This window comes from Haloferax elongans ATCC BAA-1513 (assembly GCF_000336755.1).
Classification (GTDB): domain Archaea; phylum Halobacteriota; class Halobacteria; order Halobacteriales; family Haloferacaceae; genus Haloferax; species Haloferax elongans.
In genome coordinates, this window is sequence record NZ_AOLK01000024.1 from 44,467 (window position 1) to 61,528 (window position 17,062).

Genomic DNA, 17,062 nt, shown 5'->3' on the forward strand with positions numbered 1-17,062 from the left:
GGCGGAGGAAAAAGCTTCTCGGCGCGTCAGCAGGCGGCGACAATCGCAGAGAACGTCTCGTCGTCCTGCCTGACGTAGCGAGTGCCGAACCAGAAGTCGGCCGCGTCGCTCTCACCTGGGAGCGTCACGTACCCCTCACGGGCCTGTTCAAACTCGGATTGGCGGTTCTGCGGGAGGTCTTCGAAGGCGACGACGGTCGCGTTCTCTGGAACCGCTGTCGTGGGTTCGATGTGCAGCGACGAGTTGCAGTTCATGTACGTCGGAGACTGCGTCGCAGTCGATGTCGTCGGCGACTGGGTCGTAGTCGATAGCGTCGGCGACGCTGCCGTGTCGGCGTCGTCCGCAACGGGAGCACCAACGCAGCCAGCGAGGGCGACAACCACGACGAGAAGAATGGACCGTAGAAGGGGCATACTGTGTCTCTCACTCGGGAGGAAGTAAGTATCTTCCCGCGGTTGGAGCCGTGTCGTGCGCTACGCCGCCAATCCGGGTCTGATTTCGTCCACGTCGGCGGGGGTCGGCCCGTTGACGATGACGACCCGGTCGCCGGACCGAACGACGCGGAAAGCGTCAGCGAACTGCCCCTCTTGGATGACGTAGACGCCGTCGTTCTGCTGGACGACACCCTGCGATTTGAGGATGTTCAGGTACGCTCGCTCGAACTCGCGGGCGTCTTTCTCGGTGTCCCACTCGGTCACCCAGACGTAGCCGTACTCAGTCTCAGAGCCAGCTTCGTTCCGGTACGGGAACAGTCGGTCGTTAGCCCAGCCAGCCGAGGGTTTGGCGTCGTAATTGTACGTGTCGTACGCGGAGCGAGTGTCGAGTAGCGAGCGCACGTTCACGGTGTCGGCACCGCCCGTCCGGGCCTGATACCAGAACATCGCGTAGATGGACGCCTCACCGAGCGTGTCGGAGCCATCGACTCCTTGGTCGGGGAAGGTGGCCCAGCCGTTCGTCCCGGCGTCTTCGAACTCGATTGGCCGCGGTTCCTCGTCAGTTCGGTGGATGACCTGCTCGGAGGAGGCAGGCGGGTTACGCATGGCGTCGTTGACGGCCGCCCACCCACCCGATTCGTACAGTTCATTCACGTAGACCGGGCCGTCGGAGTACGGTTGGAAGATAGTGAGGAGGACGCCGAGGTTGGGGCCGGAGCCACCAGAGCCACCGCCGGAGCCACCTGCTTTGGGCGTCTTTACGCAGTCCCACGTGCCAGCCTCACAGCGGTCGGCGTACATGAGTTCGACGAGTTTCGCGTCGCCCTCGACGACGCCGTCGATAGCGAGGTCACCGTCTTGGGTCTGGCCGCGGTAGCGCTCGTCGGTCAGGTCGAAGTGCTGGTCTTGCAGCGCGTGGTGGAGTTCGTGAATCAGCGTCGCGTTGTCGATTGTCGGCGCACCGGTGGAGTCGGTGACAATCTTGATTTCGTCGTCAGAAGGCGAGTAGAAGCCGAGGACGGAGCTTCCGGTCGTGTTGCTAATCGCCGAGGCGCTGCCTTCTGATTCGCCGGTGACGAACATCGCTTCCCACACCTGGTCGTTCCAGCGGTTGAACTCGGAGTCGGCCGGTCCCGAGCGGCCTGCGTTGTCACGTTGGTACTGCGTGCGACTGATGACGCTCACGGGAACCGTCGAGTCGAATTCGAGTTCTCGAATGTGTTCGACGCGGGCCATCCCGCGTGCGACGTAGGCTTCGAGTTCGGAGTCGTTCAGGCCGTCGGACTGGTCGACGTCGATGGGTTCGTCGAACCAGTAGCCGTTTTCCCACCCGAGGACGTCACTGTCCGGGTCGGCAAAGCCCTCTCTGTCGGGAGCGGGCGTGTCAGCAGTCGACGAATCGTCGGTCGCACCGGTGTCGGCCCCTGGCGTCGCCGTCGGGGCGGCACAGCCAGCGAGGACCAACAGGGCTGCGACGAAGATGACGCGGAGACCGGTGGTTCGCATACACCCAACTTAGTCCCGGGAGGGAAGTACCTTGTCCGATTCGCTCGGCGAAACTAAATCGGAGTTTTCGTTCCCCGACGAAGTCTCCCGTTTTGCACCTCACCGGAGCGTAGCGTTTTGCGTCTGCCGCCACTAGGCTCACGTATGCCACTCGACCCGACACGAACCGCGGTTATCGTCGTCGACATGCAGAACGGCTTTTGCCATCCTGACGGGAGCCTGTTCGCCCCGGCGAGCGAGAGCGCGCTCGACCACGTGAATGCGGTTGTTTCGCGCGCCCGCGAGGCCGGTGCTCGCGTCGTCTACACCCGCGACGTACACCCGCCGGAGCAGTTCGAAGACGCTCACTACTACGACGAGTTCGAACGCTGGGGCGAACACGTCGTCGAGGGGACGTGGGACGCCGAATTGGTCGACGAACTCGACGTTCGCGACGACGACTTGGTCGTCGAGAAACACACCTACGACGCGTTCTACCAGACGGAACTCGAAGGCTGGCTGGAGTCACACGGCATCGACGACCTGCTTATCTGCGGGACGCTCGCAAACGTCTGCGTCCTCCACACTGCCGGCAGCGCCGGGCTTCGGGACTACCGACCGATGCTCGTCACAGACGCACTGGGCTCCCTCGACCCGGACCACAAGGAGTACGCCGTCGAGCACGCAGACTGGCTGTTCGGCGAGACGACGACCATCGAGGAGATACAGTTCGAGTAAGACAGACGACCGCAGAGTCGCGGCTACTCCCGGAACAGCCGATACGCGCCCTGTCCCGTCGCGACGGCGTCGTCCCACTCGGTCGATGGTGACTGCCGACGCGCGACGTCTTCGTCTTCTTTGGGGTCCGTGCTGACGACGGTGATGGTGCTGACGCCGACGCTCCCGCCGGCACGGACGACTTCGGCGACGGCAGTCAGGTCGCCCGAGGCGCGACGGAGGTAGTTGACGTTGAGGTTAATCGTCGCGACGCCGCCGGAGAGTGGGTCGTCGAGCATGGTTCGGAGGGCGATGCCACCGGCAGTATCGATGAGCGTCGCCGCGATACCGCCGTGAATCGTCGGCGGCGACACCGTGTTCGTGAGCTTCTCGTCGTACGGAATCGTCATCACGAGACGGCCGCGCTCGATGGCGTCGACGCGGGTGTTGAGCCACGAGAGATAGCCGTGTTCGTCTTCGATGTGCCGCTGGACGACCGCAGCGGCGTCGGCGGGAAAGTCGTCCATGTCATGAACGTCTCTTTGGGATTACCATGTAACCGACGGTCGAGGCAGCCTAACCGGGAGACGGCACAGTCACCGGCCGTCTGAAGAGAGTGTCGGCGAGTGACGTGAGATATATACACTCGCCAAAAAATGCTAGGTGGTATGAGCGAGTCCCGTGTCCTGCTCGTCGACGAAGGCGGCGAGTGTCGTCTCACGCCCGCCATCGAAGGACGCGGACTCACAGTCGACGTCTTCTCGGAGCGGTCGTCGGTGGTCGATGCACTCGACGGCGCGGTCGCTAGTGTCGTCGTCCGGGGGGAACCCGACACCGACTTCGTCTCCGAGATTCGTGACCGCGCAGGAGATATTCCCGTGTTCTTTCTCGCCGGTGAGTCTGACAGTACCGCCACGGTGACGGCACAGAGTAGCGCGCTCGTCACCGAGGACCCAGTGACAGACGGTGGTGCCGACGCGCTCGCGGCCCGCATCGAGCGCGTCTCTGAGTTCTCGCAGTGGGCAGGCGAGTCCGACGAACGCGAATCACTCTACCGTACCATCGTCGAGCAGAGCCACGACGCGATCTTCATCGCCCAAGACGATGGCTACAAGTTTTGGAACCAACGGTTCACAGAACTGGTCGGACTCGACGACGCCGAAATCGCCGACGCTAGCCTGCTGGATGTCATCCACCCCGACGACCGCAGCCGAATTGCCGACATATACGAACAACGCCGACAGGGCGAAGACGCCCCCAACAACTACGACGTGCGCATCGTCGACGATGACGGCCAGATACACGCGTGCTCGGCTAACGCGCAGGATATCGAATACCGAGATGAGTACGGCGTCCTCGTCACGGTGCGCGACGAGAGCGAACAACACGAGACGGAAGCACGGTTTCAGGCGCTCGTCGAACACGTTCGAGACATCATCACCGTCATCAGCTCGGACGGCACCATTCGCTACGAGAGCCCAGCCGTCGAGCGCATTCTCGGGTACGGCCAAGAAGATCTGGTCGGCGAACGCGTCGTCGACAAGGTCCACCCCGACGACAGAGACGAAATCAAGGAGATAATCGCGGAGTCACTCCGCACTGGCGACGACACGAAAGAGCCGATTCGGTACCGGTTCGAGGACGCCGACGGGTCGTGGCGATGGTTGGAGTCGGTCGCGAGCAACCAGACCGACACGTCCGTCGACGGCTTCGTGGTCACGACTCGCGATATCGACGACCAGCGAAAGCGCGAACAGCGCCTCGAACGCTACGAGACGATAATCGAGAGCATCCAGCAAGGAGCCTACGTCGTCGACGAAGACGGCGTGCTCCAGTACGTCAACGACATCGCCCTCTCGCGAACTGGTCTGCCGAACGGGTCGCTCGTCGGCAATCACTTTTCTGTCGCCTGCGACGTTGGGTTGCTCGACGACGACCAGTACGAACTGCTGGCGGACGCGTTCGACGCAATTCTCCGCGGAGAAAGCACAATCGAGCGGTTCGAGCTCCAGCTCAATCTGCCCACGGACAACTACGTCGTCGACTTCGCTGTCTCACCGATTACCGCCAGCGACGGGTCGGTGACGGGCGCAGTGGGCATCTCGACTGATATCACCGCGCGCAAGCGATACGAAGAGCGACTCAACGCGCTTCACGCATCGACGCGACAACTGACGAGCGCGACGAGCCGCGAAGCGGTGGGCGAAGCCGTGTGTGACGCCGCACGGGAAGTCCTCGATTACGAGGTCAGCGGCGTCATGCTGTACGACGAGGACAGTGACGCACTCGTCCCCGTGGCGTTCACCGAACCAGCGAAGGAACTCTTCGGGGAGATACCCCCGCTCCCGCGCGGAACTGGCCTCTCGTGGGAAGTGTTCGAGTCGGACGAACTCCGGTACTACGAGGAGGTCGATTCGAACCCACAACGGTTCGACCCGGATACGGATATCACCGAAGAACTCCTCGTTCCGATACCGGACCACGGCGTCCTCTTCGTCGGTGCAGTCGACGAAGGGCGATTGTCAGACCAACGAATCCCATTAGCGCGGGTGTTGGCGGCGAACGCGCGGGCGGCACTCGACCGAGTCGAACGCGAGCAACTCTTGCGACGGCGCGAGCGTGAACTCGCGCGGCAAAACGAGCACCTGGAGTCGTTCGCGTCGGTCGTCTCCCACGACCTCCAGAACCCGCTCAGCGTCGCGAACGGCTACCTCGAACTCGCACAGGAGAACTTCGACGGCGACGAACTCGACCGCGTCGAGAACGCACTCGACCGAATCGAGGACATCGTCCAGGACGTACTGGCACTGGCGCGAAACGGCCAGACGGTCGACGAGGTCGAACACCTCTCGCTTCGCTGCGTCGCGTCCGACGCGTGGAATATCGCCGCGGCGGACGCGCCGGAGGCGACACTCGAGTTCGAGACGGACATGCACCTGCGGGCACACGAAGGTCGTCTCCGCCAACTGTTCGAGAACCTGCTCGCGAACGCGATTCGACATGGCGGTGACGACGTGACGGTTCGAATCGGCGAACTCGACGACAGAGAGGGCTTTTACGTCGCAGACGACGGCCCCGGCATCCCGGACGGAGACCGGGCGCGCGTCTTCGAAGCGGGCTACACCACGAACCCCGACGGAACCGGATTTGGCCTCAATATCGTCCAGAGCATCGTCAACGCCCACGGGTGGAGCGTCTGGTTCTTCGACAGCGAAGAGGGCGGCGCTCGGTTCGAAATTACCACCGAAGACGGCAGGTAAGGCGGCGTCGAAAGCCCGCGCCGTCGCCAGCGTTGCCGCCGAGGTAAACACCTAATCTACGCGCTTTCGAAGGCGGTGGTATGACTCGACCAGACGAAGCGACGAGGCAGGCGGTCGACTCCTGCCGAGACGAACTGCCGGAGACGGTCGACGGCGGGCGCGTCGTCTTTGGATTCGACGGCTATATCGACCGCGTTCGAGAGTTCGTCTCCGAGCGACAGTCGGCGACAGCGTACGAACGACTACCGACCCTGAGTGCCTTCGCCGAGCGCGTGAACGACTCGGTCGAAGCCGAGAGTTCGCTCACGTTCGAGTGGATACAAGACGGCGTCAGAACCGGCGGCCACACAAGCCACCTCACCCGCGCATTCGGTGAGTTCGGGTACGACCCGGCCATCGTCGGCTGTCTCGGCGACCCGCCGGAAGACCCGTTCGTCGACGAGTTCGGCGAGTTCCCGCTGGAGACCCTCGGCGACCCGGGATACACCGACGCCGTCGAGTTCGATGACGGGAAGCTGATGCTCAGCGAGATTGGAGGGTCGATGACACTCGACTGGGCAGACATCGAAACGAAGGTCGGCCGCGACAGACTCGCCGAACTGGTCGACGGGACCGAACTCCTCGGCATCGGGTACTGGTCGGAGATGCCCGAACTGCCCGACGTGGTACGCGGACTACGGGAAGACCTGTGGCCGACACTCTCGTCCCCACCGGAGACGCTGCTTTTAGACCCCGGTGACCTCCGAAAGCGAGAACCGGCTGTCGTCGCCGCCGGTATCGACCGCGTGTCGTCTCTCGACGACGCGGTCGATGTCGTGGTCTCCGCGAACCGGTACGAGACGCGCTATCTCGCGCAACTCGCCGGAGTCGAAGAAACGGATTTCGAGACGGAAGCCCGCGCCGCGTTCGACCACCTCGGCGTCTCTCGGTTCGTTGGCCACGGAATCGACGCTGCCCACCTCGTCGACGAGAAAGAAGCCGTCTCCGTGCAGGTGCCGCGAACCGACGACCCGGTGCTCACGACCAGTTCCGGTGACCACTTCAACGCGGGACTCGCCCTCGGGCACGTCCTCGGCCTGAGCAAAGCGTCGACGCTCGTCGTCGGAAACGCCGTCGCTGGCCACTTCGTTCGGAACGGAACGCCGCCGACGTACGACGAGATTCGGTCGTTCGTTTCGGAGTATCTCGAGCTATTCGATGGTTTATAAATAGTACTTGACCAGACAAGAGGCAGAAGTAAGTGATTAATACCTCATTGTTACCATGTCGGAGGCACCCAACGGGCGCGTCGCTCGTTCTCCCCACAACCCACCACCACCACACGGGCGACATTGGCTGTCCTCGGCATGGCGGTCGCGCAACGGCCGCTGTCCTCTCCTTCAAGAATCCCGGTAGTACTCGGACGTAACTGTGCTAGTTCGACTCAGTCTCCTCGGTCGTCTCGGTCGCGAGAAGTGACTCGACGATGTGTCGTGTCGCACGACGCAGACGTTGTGAGAGTGCCTGTTCAGAGATTCCGAGTTCGGCAGCAACCTCTGAGAGTGATGTCTCCTTCGGCGACTCGAAGTACCCCTGTTCGAACGCCAGTTTGAGCGCGTCGAGTTGCTTTTTCGAGAGCGTCCGTCGGTGTAAGCGGCGCCTATCGACGTGACTCGGTTCGACCCGCCGGATGTCGATTTCGAGGCCGCGTTCGAGACACGCGTCGTGGAATTCGGCAGTCCTCTGGTTGGTCGGAAAGAAGATAGACAGCGTCCAGCCGTCTTTGGTTCCCTCCATCCGACGGACGATGCCGTCGAAATCTCGAATTGCCGAGATGATGCCTTCTTCTTGGGACCGCCACCAGCAGCGATAGAGACGCTCGTCTGAACCGGCGGTGATTAACTCGAACCGGTCGACACCGGGGTGCGTATCGAGACACTCGTCGACGAGTGGAGCGTCGTTTCCGAACGCGACGAAGTACGGCACTGGCTCGCTCGCTGTCGGGATTCCACCGACGAACTGAATGAAGAGGTCGTCACTCTCGGCGAGTATCGAACCGAGATGCGTCTCTTCGAGAGAGAACCCAAGTTCCACTTCGTATCCGGTTCCTGCGCCCGCACCCATTACCGACCCGACCCCGATTCGAGTTCAGCCATCCCTAGAGGTATCGCTTCCCACCGCATTGATATCGGTTTTTAGCGACTAATATACCATATCATTACCGGTAAGAAACCACTAGCACGTTTGGCAATCGAGTTGGCCGGGTTCTCGTCGAGCCGACTGGATTCTCAGTCGAGTCGAATCGGATTCTCACTCGGCCGAATCGTCACGGTCACGTCGTCACCGAGTTCGAACTCGTGGGCGGGGCAGACGACCTTCGCGCCGAACTCGACTTGCGAGGCGAAAAGCGACAGACCCGTGACGCGGTCGCCGTTGGCGAGCACGTCGAACGAACCCCACGGAACGTCGCGTCCACGTGTCCGGCCGACTTCGGTTCCGAGAAGCGACAGCGGCGTCTCGTCGGCGACCGGCGAGAGCGTCCCGCCCAGTCCGTAGTGGGCGACACCGCCGTCGAGGACCACGCCTTCGTCACTGGCGAGACAGACGAATTCACCCGCGTCGTGCTCGCCGTTTCGGGCCGGTTTGTCCAGTCTCACGAACGTCTCGCCAACCTCAACGACCGTCCCGCGTCCGTCCCATGGGAGGGCCGACACGTCCACGTCCGCGACGACCGGAAGCGACCCCTGTGCGCGATGTGGATTCGCGTCGCCCGGTCGAAAGCCGAGGTGGATGTGGTTCGAAACCCACGGGGCGAAGAAGCCAGAGCGTACGAGTCGGCCGAGTGAGTCGCCGACGGCGAGTTCGTCGCCCGCCTGTACCTCGGGAGCCACGTGGAGGATGCGTGCAACGAGGTCGTTTCGCGGGTCGGCGTCGGGCGAACCAGCCCATCCGAGTCCCGTGGCTTCAGCGTCGACATCGACGAGGATGAGGTACTCCTCGTCGTGCGCGTAGGGTTTGTCGGGGGCGCGAACGGTTCGCGTCTCGCGGACGACGCCTGCGACTGGTGACGGGGTTCCCGACCCAGCCTCCGGGCCGTAGAGGTCGATGGCACAACCGCTGTCGTGGGCAGGATACGGCGAGTTGTACAGCGAAAATCGCTCGTAGCGGGTGAGCATCGACCGCGGCAGGCGCAGCATGGTCGTCGGAACGGGACGGGTGTCCTTAGGTACGTCGGGGTGTTTCGAACAGGTATGCGCGTCATCCGCGGCCGGGGGACGACCCCCGACACCGACCGGGCGGTCACCGCCGCCATGCTCGACCAGACGGGAGCGACCGGTGAACCGGCCTTCCGCGCGTGGACGCCCCACCGACAGATTGCGTTCGGCCGTCGCGACGCCCGCGCTGACCGCTACGACGAGGCAGTCGCGGCCGCCGAGTCCCACGGGTTCCCCGCCATCGAGCGGTCGGTCGGCGGCCGCGCCGTCGCCTACACCGGGGCGACAGTCGCCTTTGCCTACGCAGTTCCCCTCGACGACGCCCGCACCGGCCTCGACGACCGATACGAGGCGGCGACGACGGCGGTGGTCCGAGCACTTCGGTCGCTCGGCGTCCACGCCCGGCGCGGCGAGCCACCCGAATCGTACTGTCCGGGCGAGCACTCGGTACAGGCTGGTGGCAAACTCAGCGGCATCGCACAGCGCGTCCGCAAGTCGGCCGCCCTCGTCTCCGGCGTGGTCGTCGTCACCGACCGCGACGAAATCGCCGCCGTGCTCGACCCCATCTACGACGCTCTCGACATCCCGTTCGACCCTGATTCAGTCGGCAGTGTGGACGACGCTGGCGGCCCCGCAGACCCAGACGCGGTGTGTCGGGCGCTCGAAGACGCCTTCGTCGGTGACGCCGAACGAGACATCGAAGCGGCCGAAGACCTCGACGTCGAGGGTGCTGGCGACCGAACCTAAGCAAAGGAATCCATCCGCATCGTCGCCCGAACCGCCGGACTTAGGGCGTCGCACGTGGCAGCCCCATCTATGCGAATCTCGAACGCGACTCTGGCCGACGGGCGCGTGGTCGACGTGCGCGTCGAAGACGGCGAAATCGTCGCCGTGGGCGACCTCGACCCCGTCGATGGCGAATGGACCATCGACGCCGACGAGAACCTCTTGCTTCCGGGCGCTATCGACGTTCACGTCCACTTCCGCGAACCCGGCTTCGAACACAAAGAGACGTGGGAGACTGGCTCTCGAAGCGCCGCCGCGGGCGGCGTGACGACCGTCGCCGACCAGCCAAACACCGACCCGACGACGACGACCGGCGAGGGCTTCGACGCAAAAGCTGAACGCGCAGAAAGCGCCTGCATCGATTACGGCATCAACGGGGGCGTCACGGACGGTTGGGACCCCGACAGCCTCTTCGACCGCCCGCTTTTCGCGCTCGGTGAAGTGTTCCTCGCCGACTCGACCGGCGACATGGGCATCGGCGCAGACCTGTTTTCGACTGCGGCAGAGCGCGCTGCCGAGGTCGGCGTGCCGGTGACTGTCCACGCCGAAGACGCGACCCTGTTCGACGAATCGGCTATCGAGGGCGACCTCGGCGGCGCGGGGCGAGACGCCGACTCCGACGCGTGGAGCGCCTACCGCCGCGCTGAGGCAGAGGCCGCCGCCGTCGAACGCGCCGTCCGCGTCGGCAACGAATCGGGCGCGCAGATTCACATCGCTCACACGAGCACGCCCGAAGGCGTCGACGCCGCCCGCGAGGGTGGCGCGACCTGCGAGGTGACGCCGCACCATCTGTTCCTCTCGCGTGACGACTGCGACGAACTGGGAACCTACGGCCGGATGAACCCGCCACTTCGCTCCGAGGAACGCCGCGAAGCCATGTTCGAGCGCCTCGCCGACGGTCACATCGACGTGGTCGCGACCGACCACGCACCACACACGACCGACGAGAAAGACCAGTCACTGCTCGACGCGCCGAGTGGCGTTCCCGGCGTCGAAACGATGGTCCCGCTCCTCCTCGGTGCCGCCGTCGAGGGCGACCTGTCGCTGGAGCGCGTTCGGGACGTCGTCGCCGCCAACCCGGCCGACATCTTCGACCTGCCGCAGAAGGGCCGCATCGAAGAAGGTGCGGACGCCGACCTCGCACTCTACGACCTCGACGCTGCCCGCGAGATTCGCGGCGACGACCTCCACTCGAAGTGCGGTTGGACGCCCTTCGAAGGCTTCACTGGCGTCTTCCCCGAGTGGACCATGGTCCGCGGCGAGACAGTCTGGGACGGTGAGGAGTTCGGCGACGTGGCGGGCGAGAACGTTCGGGCGTAGGCCGACGACGCAGTCCCGTCACGCCCGGTATCGCGTCACTGCGACAGTGACGGTTTTCCACCCGAGGCCGAGGAGTATCGCCAGCGGTGCGCTCGCGATGACGAGAAACGACAAGGTGAACGCCCACTCGATAACGCCGCCAGCGCCGAATCCGACGACGATGGGGGCGAGAAACGCGATGCCACCCGCGACGGGAGCGACCAGCGCGTAGACGAACAGCAACCGCGGTCCCCGAGTGAAGTTGATTCCATATCCCGGACCGGGTGGGACGAGCAACCCCACGGCAGCGAGGACGAACCCCGACAGAGTGATAATGAGGAAGAAGAACCCGGCGAGCCCTTGCACGAAGCCGTCGCTCTCGGGCGGTGGCGGCGGGAGCGTGTAGACGTTCCACAGCGAGAACGCGACGAGGGCGGCACCGATGCCAGCGATGGGGAGTTGGAGCGAACCGAGAGCGACGCGGAGAGGCCGTCGCATATGTCACTTCATCTGCAGGCCGGTGCATAGGCTTTCCGTTGGCTTCCGGTTCGACAAGCGAATCCTTTTCCCGCCCGACCCACCGAGACAAACACACACATGACCGACGAGCAGACGCCCCCGCGGACGCCCGGACCCGGTGCGGGCGAGCAACACGTACTGACCGGACTCGTCGAAAACTGGGAGGAGACCGTCGAAGATGCCGAAGTCTTCGCCGAGGAGTACGAAGACGACGGCTGGGAGACGCTGGTGTTGCATCCGGGTGACGTGACGCCACTCCCACCGGTGAACCTCCCCGAGTCGACCGACCGCGTCGGCTTCGACGTGCTCGTCCCCGGCAGCGAGTTCGAATCACTCTCCGAGTGGGTCAAGTCCGCCAAGTTCGACCGCTACGAGGTCTATCGTGCGGCCGAAGGCGGTGTCGTCTTCGCCGTCTCTGTCGTGCAGGACGACGACGCGGAGAAAGCTGTCTTCGTCCCGCTGTACTACGGCGTCCAGAAGGTGACCGAATTGGCCGAACGGGCGACCGAACAGGGCGAACTCCGGCTGTACGTCCGGCCCGTCGAGTCCGACACGCATGTCGAACTCGTCCAGTCCGAGCCGGACGCGCTGTTTACCTAATCGACTCCGCCACGACTCAGTCGTCGGAGAGTTCGTCTTTTCGCAGTTCCGTGCTCGCTTCGCGCACTTCGCGCATCACGCTCGAAATCCGCTCTTCGGCTTCGAGTTCTTCTTCGACCGAGAGGTCGACGCCCTCGACTTCGAGGAGGAACTTCGCAATCTCGGTGACTTCGTACATCATCTCGTCGAGTTCTTCGGCGGTGAAGAAGCCGGACATCGCGCCGTAGAGGAACGTCGCACCCGATTTTCGAACCTTATCGCGGAACGCCGACCGGGCTTGGTTGACCGCCTGCGGCGTGTACGTGTCGGTCATGAAGGGGACGAGTTCGGGGAGGTTCTCGCCGATTTTCGTCATCTCGACGCCGGTCTCGGTTCGGAAGTCGGCACAGAGACGCGCGATAGCCCACTCGCGGGCGGTCACGTAGGTTCGCTCGCGGAGGAAGTCGTTGACGCGGTCGTACTGCGCGCCGTCGACCTTCTTGAACCGGGCGTACTTCTGTACGTCCTTCGGGATGTCTGGTTCGAAGTCAGGGTCTGTCTCGGTGTCTGAGTCAGTTTCCGCGTCGGACTCAGTCTCCCCGCCGGACTCAGCCTCCGTGTCTGGGTCAGTCTCCCTGTCGGACTCAGCCTCCATGTCTGGCTCGGCCTCTGCGCCAGTGCTCGAACCCGCCTCCGTGTCTGCGCCCGAACTTGTCTCTGCCGGGGCGTCCGTTTCGCCGTCAGTCTGTCCTGCGGTCGCTGTCTCCCCGTCGTGCGACTCGAAGGAGTCAGCGTCGGCGTCGGCGTCCACGCCGTCAGCGTCGGCGACGTCGTCTGTCATACCGCGGGCTACCGCGTCATGGCCGAAAAGCGTTCCGCGACGGCCGGTCGAGCTGTCGGCGTCGAAGGACCCGTCGGCGGGGAAGGGTTTTCAAACACCGCCGCGAGTGTAGGAGGCATGAAAGTACTGCTCGGTATCGGTGGCAGCGACGACTCCATCCGAGCGCTGGAGAAGACGGCGGAACGGGCGGCCAACACCGGCGACGACCTGACGGTCGCTATCGTCGAAAACCCGTCCGTCGAGCACTCGCGCGAGGACATCGAACAGAAAGTCACGACAGTCCTCGGCGAGTTCAATCTCGACGCGCCGATTCAGCACCTCGAAGGCGACCCCGGAAGCGCACTGGTCGACAAGGCCGAAAACGAAGGCTTCGACCAGCTCGTCCTCGGCGGCGGCCAGACGAGTCCGATGGGGAAGATACAGGTCGGGAGCATCGCGGAGTTCGTCCTCCTCAACTCCCACGTAACCGTCACGCTGGTACGATGAACACGCGAACCTACTCTGACGCCGTGGCAGACCCCTACGAGGCACCGCCGCTCTCGTTTACCGACCGCGAGGAGCGAACTATCAAGGTTCGACCGTACGAGGGCGACGACGCGGAGTTCGAAGCGCTCGTCGAGATGTACGACTCGTTCGACCCGTCAGACCGAGCGCAAGGTATCCCGCCCGGTCGGGAAGACCGCATCCGCGACTGGCTCGACAACATCCTCGACGACGAGTGTCTGAACGTCATCGCGTGGCATGGCGACGAAGTTGCAGGGCACGCGACGCTCGTCCCCGACGGAGACGCGTACGAACTCGCAATCTTCGTGCATCAGACGTACCAGCGCGCCGGAATCGGCACGCGACTCATCAAGGCGCTGCTCGGCTACGGCCGGGAGTCTGGCGTCGAAAAAGTGTGGCTCACGGTCGAGCGCTGGAACCGCGCGGCGGTGGGACTGTACAAGACGGTCGGCTTCGAGACGAGCGATGCCGAGAGCTTCGAGTTGGAGATGACGATTCGGCTCAACGACTCGGACGAGTAGGCTGGCGACCTTCAGACCGAAAGCACAGGCTGGCTGGCGTACAAGAGGACGTATTCGGCGGCCTTCGCCAACACCTCACCGGGGTCTCCCGAGACGGGTTCGCGGGGGACGACGATGAAGTCCGCATCGAGTTCTTCGGCAGTGTCGAGGACGACGCTCCCGGGGTGGAGGAGCTTGCTCGTCGTCGAGAAGCCGTAGGCGACTGACGTCGAGACGGAGACGTCGGCGTCGGCCGCGATTCCAGAGACGGTGTCGGTGACGGCTCTGCTCTCTTCGAAAACGGCGTCCTCGTCGACGGCCCCGCGCTCGATAGCGCGGACAACATCTTCGCCGAGGACGTGGACTGCGTGGACCGCGGCGTCGTACTCGGCCGCGATTGCGACGGCGTACTCGGCCGCGCGCGTCGCCTCCTCGCTTTGGTCGACCGGAACGAGGACGAGGTCGATAGAGAGCGGGCGCGATGGCATGTGAGCACGTCCGTCGGGGGATGACAAAAAACCACCCCACCGTGCCGGACGACGGCGCCGGGACGTGCGACTGTGTGCACCTCACCCGAACAGCTGTGCCCACTCACCCGGACTGGTTTTATGCCGCCCCACGAAGAACCCGTGAGCATGTTCGACACGATGGTCATCGCGACGGATGGCTCGGCGAGCGTCCGGCGGTCGGTCCGGGTCGCGCTCAACCTCGCAGAGCGATTCGACGCGTCGGTCCACGCGCTGTACGTCATCGACGCGGGGGACGTGGAGACGGCACCGGAGCGCCTCCGAGACGAGATGCGCGATGCGCTGACCGAGCGGGGAGAAGAAGCACTCGCCGAGGTGAAAGCAGAGACCGAGCGAGACGTGACGGTCGCGGTTCGTGAGGGACGGCCAGCAGGCGAGATTTCGAACTACGCTCGCGAGGTCGACGCCGACGCCGTCGCGATGGGCACGCGCGGGCGACACGGTGAAAACCGGTTCCTCATCGGGAGCGTCGCCGAGCGCGTCGTCCGAAGCTGTCCGGTTCCCGTCCTCACGGTGCGCCAACTGGAGACCGACAAGACAGACCCACTGCTCGACGGCGACGAAGAAGCGGTCGATGTTGACGAGGCGGCCTGACGGGACACCACGAGAATCGGCAGGAGTTTTCCCCGTCGGGGGCGAGGCGCAGATATGGAAGAAGAGCTTATCGACAGTTCTCGACTCTCACTCCCCCGGAAGTCAGTTCTCCCGGGAACCGGATTCTTCTACCCCGACGACCTCGACGAAGAGCGGGCCGAAGAGCGTGCGAAAGAAGAACTCGAAGACGCCGAAGTGGCGGTCGTCACCGACACCGACGCTGACGGTCTCGGCTGTGTCGCACTCCTCCGCGAAGTCTACGACGCCGCGCTCGACGTGGCTGACTTCGAGGAACGTATCGAAGAGCGCCTCGCGGAAGCGCGCGGCGAGGTCGACGAAGCCGAAGAAGACGAGGAAGCGGAAGAAGACCGCCCCGAATCGCCGGTCGCACTCATGGGGTCGAGCCCTTACTCGCTGGAAGACGACCTGCTTCGCGTCGCCGAGTACGCGCCCGAGGGCATCGACGTGTTCGTCTGTGACCTCTGTCCCGACCGCTACGAGTACGTCGAAGAAGAACTCGAAGCACTCGCCGAGGTCGCCGGGTCGATTCGCTGGTTCGACCACCACCAGTGGAAGCCCGAGGTCGCCGAACAGGTCCGTGCGGCGGGTGTAGACCTCGTCGTCGGCGAATCCGACGAGGAGTGTTCGACCGACGTGGCGCTCCGCGAACTCGACTACGAGTTCGACGACCGATTCGTCGAACTGGCGGCGGTCACCCGCGACCACGACCTCTGGCTGAACGAAGACGAGCGCAGTCAGGACCTCGCGGACTACGCCTACTGGACGGGCAAAGAGGAGTACGTCGCCATCGTCGGCGCGTACGGCGCAGACCTCCCCGAAGTCGTCGAGGAGTACATCGCTCACCGGCGGGTCGAAAAGGAGAACCTCATCGAAACGGCCGTCTCGCGGGCGGAGTTCAAGTCGGTCGGCGACTGGACCGTCGGCATCACCTACGGCCGCTGTTCGCAGAACGAAGTCGCAGACGCGCTCCGTGAGGAGGGTGCCGACGCCGCCGTCATCGTCAAGCCCGCAGGCAGCGCGAGTATTCGCGGGTCTGAGGACTTCGAACGCGCTCACGAGGTCGCCGGTCTCGTCAACGGCGGTGGCCACCCCAAGGCTGCCGGGTGTAAGCCAGACATCTACGACGACATGCTCGACTACGCCCACCACTGGACGACGCAGGGCGCGACGACGAAGCGCGTCATCCTCAACGCGTTCGAGCGCGTCGCCGAGACACCTGCCGAGGGTGAGGACAAAGCAGAAGAAACCGCCGATGCTGGCGCCGACGCCGATGCCGACGCCGAAACTGACGCTGACGACGCCGAGACTTCGGAGTAGAATCAGTCGGAAAGACCGGTCCCTTACGCGTCGTCGACGACCCAGCGGTCCGAGTAGGCCGTTCCGCACTCGCATTTCGCGTAGGCGTGGATGACGTCGCCCTCCTCGTAGAGGCCGCCGACTTCCTCGTTTTGCGCCTCGGCGAACGAGAAGATGAACTTCGGTTCGTGGTTCTCGTCTGTGGCGGTATCCGGGCAGACGCCGCCGCTCAGGTCGCCGTCGATGTCGCCATCAGTGCCCATCGCGGTCTGGGCAAATTCCATCGCGTCCATGCCGGTTCCGGCCGCGAAGGCGCGGCGGCCGTTGTCGCCGGGGACGACGAGGACGTAGCCGTTTTCGACTTCTTCGCCCATGTTCGGTATCTTGCCTTGGCTGTCGAGATACTCGTGGGTGAGATAGAGCGCCACGTCGTCGAGACGCTCGCCTGCGAGGAACTCGTCCAACTTGCTCATACCCGGTGTGGGGAGTCAGGCGGTAAAAGCGGC

General features: G+C 64.2%; 19 protein-coding genes. 10 read left to right on the plus strand and 9 right to left on the minus strand.

What is annotated here, in order from left to right:
- Positions 1-26: 26 nt before the first annotated feature.
- Positions 27-413 (minus strand): hypothetical protein, encoded by a 387-nt coding sequence (locus C453_RS18175; RefSeq protein ID WP_008326880.1) that lies wholly within the window; start codon positions 411-413, stop codon positions 27-29.
- A gap of 60 nt (positions 414-473) precedes the next feature.
- Positions 474-1,940 (minus strand): Hvo_1808 family surface protein, encoded by a 1,467-nt coding sequence (locus C453_RS18180; RefSeq protein ID WP_008326881.1) that lies wholly within the window; start codon positions 1,938-1,940, stop codon positions 474-476.
- 144 nt (positions 1,941-2,084) lie between these two features.
- On the opposite strand from C453_RS18180, the gene C453_RS18185 reads away from it, so the two are divergent.
- On the plus strand, positions 2,085-2,657 hold the full coding sequence (locus C453_RS18185; protein ID WP_008326882.1) for a cysteine hydrolase family protein: 573 nt from the start codon (positions 2,085-2,087) through the stop codon (positions 2,655-2,657).
- Positions 2,658-2,680: 23 nt separating this feature from the next.
- On the opposite strand, the gene C453_RS18190 is transcribed toward C453_RS18185, so the two are convergent.
- Entirely contained in the window at positions 2,681-3,163 is a 483-nt protein-coding gene (locus C453_RS18190; RefSeq protein ID WP_008326887.1) for a PaaI family thioesterase, read from the minus strand.
- A 141-nt stretch (positions 3,164-3,304) separates the two neighbouring features.
- On the opposite strand from C453_RS18190, the gene C453_RS18195 reads away from it, so the two are divergent.
- Together C453_RS18195 and C453_RS18200 are read left to right on the plus strand one after the other, a co-directional pair.
- On the plus strand, positions 3,305-5,896 hold the full coding sequence (locus tag C453_RS18195; RefSeq protein ID WP_008326888.1) for a sensor histidine kinase: 2,592 nt from the start codon (positions 3,305-3,307) through the stop codon (positions 5,894-5,896).
- A gap of 80 nt (positions 5,897-5,976) precedes the next feature.
- Positions 5,977-7,104 (plus strand): hypothetical protein, encoded by a 1,128-nt coding sequence (locus tag C453_RS18200; RefSeq protein ID WP_008326889.1) that lies wholly within the window; start codon positions 5,977-5,979, stop codon positions 7,102-7,104.
- Positions 7,105-7,309: 205 nt separating this feature from the next.
- Here the strand turns inward: C453_RS18200 and C453_RS18205 are convergent, their stop codons facing one another.
- Together C453_RS18205 and C453_RS18210 are read right to left on the minus strand one after the other, a co-directional pair.
- The gene (locus tag C453_RS18205) at positions 7,310-7,999 is read right to left on the minus strand and encodes a helix-turn-helix domain-containing protein (protein ID WP_008326890.1); all 690 of its coding nucleotides are present in this window, start codon (positions 7,997-7,999) and stop codon (positions 7,310-7,312) included.
- 164 nt (positions 8,000-8,163) lie between these two features.
- Positions 8,164-9,072 carry a hypothetical protein gene (locus tag C453_RS18210; RefSeq protein WP_008326891.1) on the minus strand — a complete coding sequence of 303 codons (909 nt, stop codon included), beginning with the start codon at positions 9,070-9,072 and terminating at the stop codon, positions 8,164-8,166.
- Positions 9,073-9,126: 54 nt separating this feature from the next.
- Here C453_RS18210 and C453_RS18215 point away from each other — a divergent pair, with 54 nt between their 5' ends.
- Together C453_RS18215 and C453_RS18220 are read left to right on the plus strand one after the other, a co-directional pair.
- A complete protein-coding gene (locus C453_RS18215) occupies positions 9,127-9,837 on the plus strand; it encodes a lipoate--protein ligase family protein (RefSeq protein ID WP_008326893.1) in 711 nt (236 codons plus the stop codon).
- Positions 9,838-9,906: 69 nt separating this feature from the next.
- Positions 9,907-11,196, plus strand: a complete 1,290-nt coding sequence (locus C453_RS18220; protein WP_008326895.1) for a dihydroorotase — start codon at positions 9,907-9,909, stop codon at positions 11,194-11,196.
- A gap of 18 nt (positions 11,197-11,214) precedes the next feature.
- On the opposite strand, the gene C453_RS18225 is transcribed toward C453_RS18220, so the two are convergent.
- Positions 11,215-11,673, minus strand: a complete 459-nt coding sequence (locus C453_RS18225) for a hypothetical protein (RefSeq protein ID WP_008326897.1) — start codon at positions 11,671-11,673, stop codon at positions 11,215-11,217.
- A gap of 99 nt (positions 11,674-11,772) precedes the next feature.
- On the opposite strand from C453_RS18225, the gene C453_RS18230 reads away from it, so the two are divergent.
- Complete coding sequence (locus C453_RS18230; RefSeq protein WP_008326898.1) at positions 11,773-12,294, plus strand: DUF7529 family protein; 522 nt, start codon at positions 11,773-11,775, stop codon at positions 12,292-12,294.
- Positions 12,295-12,310: 16 nt separating this feature from the next.
- Here the strand turns inward: C453_RS18230 and C453_RS18235 are convergent, their stop codons facing one another.
- Complete coding sequence (locus C453_RS18235; protein ID WP_008326901.1) at positions 12,311-13,114, minus strand: DUF5806 family protein; 804 nt, start codon at positions 13,112-13,114, stop codon at positions 12,311-12,313.
- Positions 13,115-13,231: 117 nt separating this feature from the next.
- Between C453_RS18235 and C453_RS18240 the strand changes: the two genes are divergently transcribed.
- Positions 13,232-13,600: a universal stress protein gene (locus tag C453_RS18240; protein WP_008326903.1), complete on the plus strand. Its 369-nt coding sequence runs from the start codon at positions 13,232-13,234 to the stop codon at positions 13,598-13,600.
- A complete protein-coding gene (locus tag C453_RS18245) occupies positions 13,597-14,139 on the plus strand; it encodes a GNAT family N-acetyltransferase (RefSeq protein WP_008326904.1) in 543 nt (180 codons plus the stop codon). Before C453_RS18240 ends, C453_RS18245 begins: the two co-directional genes overlap by 4 nt.
- A gap of 11 nt (positions 14,140-14,150) precedes the next feature.
- Here the strand turns inward: C453_RS18245 and C453_RS18250 are convergent, their stop codons facing one another.
- Entirely contained in the window at positions 14,151-14,606 is a 456-nt protein-coding gene (locus C453_RS18250; RefSeq protein WP_008326907.1) for a universal stress protein, read from the minus strand.
- A 120-nt stretch (positions 14,607-14,726) separates the two neighbouring features.
- Here C453_RS18250 and C453_RS18255 point away from each other — a divergent pair, with 120 nt between their 5' ends.
- Both C453_RS18255 and C453_RS18260 read left to right on the plus strand, forming a co-directional pair.
- Positions 14,727-15,239: a universal stress protein gene (locus tag C453_RS18255; RefSeq protein WP_008326909.1), complete on the plus strand. Its 513-nt coding sequence runs from the start codon at positions 14,727-14,729 to the stop codon at positions 15,237-15,239.
- A gap of 54 nt (positions 15,240-15,293) precedes the next feature.
- Positions 15,294-16,577: a DHH family phosphoesterase gene (locus C453_RS18260; protein ID WP_008326911.1), complete on the plus strand. Its 1,284-nt coding sequence runs from the start codon at positions 15,294-15,296 to the stop codon at positions 16,575-16,577.
- Between the two features lie 23 nt (positions 16,578-16,600).
- On the opposite strand, the gene C453_RS18265 is transcribed toward C453_RS18260, so the two are convergent.
- A complete protein-coding gene (locus C453_RS18265; protein WP_007540894.1) occupies positions 16,601-17,029 on the minus strand; it encodes a DUF5807 family protein in 429 nt (142 codons plus the stop codon).
- Between the last annotated feature and the right edge of the window lie 33 nt (positions 17,030-17,062).

What these genes read in the sequence shown, in the direction of transcription:
- C453_RS18175 (WP_008326880.1), bottom strand. Translation starts at nt 413, where the DNA reads ATGCCCCTTCTACGGTCCATTCTTCTCGTCGTGGTTGTCGCCCTCGCT.
- C453_RS18180 (WP_008326881.1), bottom strand. Translation starts at nt 1,940, where the DNA reads ATGCGAACCACCGGTCTCCGCGTCATCTTCGTCGCAGCCCTGTTGGTC.
- C453_RS18185 (WP_008326882.1), top strand. Translation starts at nt 2,085, where the DNA reads ATGCCACTCGACCCGACACGAACCGCGGTTATCGTCGTCGACATGCAG.
- C453_RS18190 (WP_008326887.1), bottom strand. Translation starts at nt 3,163, where the DNA reads ATGGACGACTTTCCCGCCGACGCCGCTGCGGTCGTCCAGCGGCACATC.
- C453_RS18195 (WP_008326888.1), top strand. Translation starts at nt 3,305, where the DNA reads ATGAGCGAGTCCCGTGTCCTGCTCGTCGACGAAGGCGGCGAGTGTCGT.
- C453_RS18200 (WP_008326889.1), top strand. Translation starts at nt 5,977, where the DNA reads ATGACTCGACCAGACGAAGCGACGAGGCAGGCGGTCGACTCCTGCCGA.
- C453_RS18205 (WP_008326890.1), bottom strand. Translation starts at nt 7,999, where the DNA reads ATGGGTGCGGGCGCAGGAACCGGATACGAAGTGGAACTTGGGTTCTCT.
- C453_RS18210 (WP_008326891.1), bottom strand. Translation starts at nt 9,072, where the DNA reads ATGCTGCGCCTGCCGCGGTCGATGCTCACCCGCTACGAGCGATTTTCG.
- C453_RS18215 (WP_008326893.1), top strand. Translation starts at nt 9,127, where the DNA reads ATGCGCGTCATCCGCGGCCGGGGGACGACCCCCGACACCGACCGGGCG.
- C453_RS18220 (WP_008326895.1), top strand. Translation starts at nt 9,907, where the DNA reads ATGCGAATCTCGAACGCGACTCTGGCCGACGGGCGCGTGGTCGACGTG.
- C453_RS18225 (WP_008326897.1), bottom strand. Translation starts at nt 11,673, where the DNA reads ATGCGACGGCCTCTCCGCGTCGCTCTCGGTTCGCTCCAACTCCCCATC.
- C453_RS18230 (WP_008326898.1), top strand. Translation starts at nt 11,773, where the DNA reads ATGACCGACGAGCAGACGCCCCCGCGGACGCCCGGACCCGGTGCGGGC.
- C453_RS18235 (WP_008326901.1), bottom strand. Translation starts at nt 13,114, where the DNA reads ATGACAGACGACGTCGCCGACGCTGACGGCGTGGACGCCGACGCCGAC.
- C453_RS18240 (WP_008326903.1), top strand. Translation starts at nt 13,232, where the DNA reads ATGAAAGTACTGCTCGGTATCGGTGGCAGCGACGACTCCATCCGAGCG.
- C453_RS18245 (WP_008326904.1), top strand. Translation starts at nt 13,597, where the DNA reads ATGAACACGCGAACCTACTCTGACGCCGTGGCAGACCCCTACGAGGCA.
- C453_RS18250 (WP_008326907.1), bottom strand. Translation starts at nt 14,606, where the DNA reads ATGCCATCGCGCCCGCTCTCTATCGACCTCGTCCTCGTTCCGGTCGAC.
- C453_RS18255 (WP_008326909.1), top strand. Translation starts at nt 14,727, where the DNA reads ATGCCGCCCCACGAAGAACCCGTGAGCATGTTCGACACGATGGTCATC.
- C453_RS18260 (WP_008326911.1), top strand. Translation starts at nt 15,294, where the DNA reads ATGGAAGAAGAGCTTATCGACAGTTCTCGACTCTCACTCCCCCGGAAG.
- C453_RS18265 (WP_007540894.1), bottom strand. Translation starts at nt 17,029, where the DNA reads ATGAGCAAGTTGGACGAGTTCCTCGCAGGCGAGCGTCTCGACGACGTG.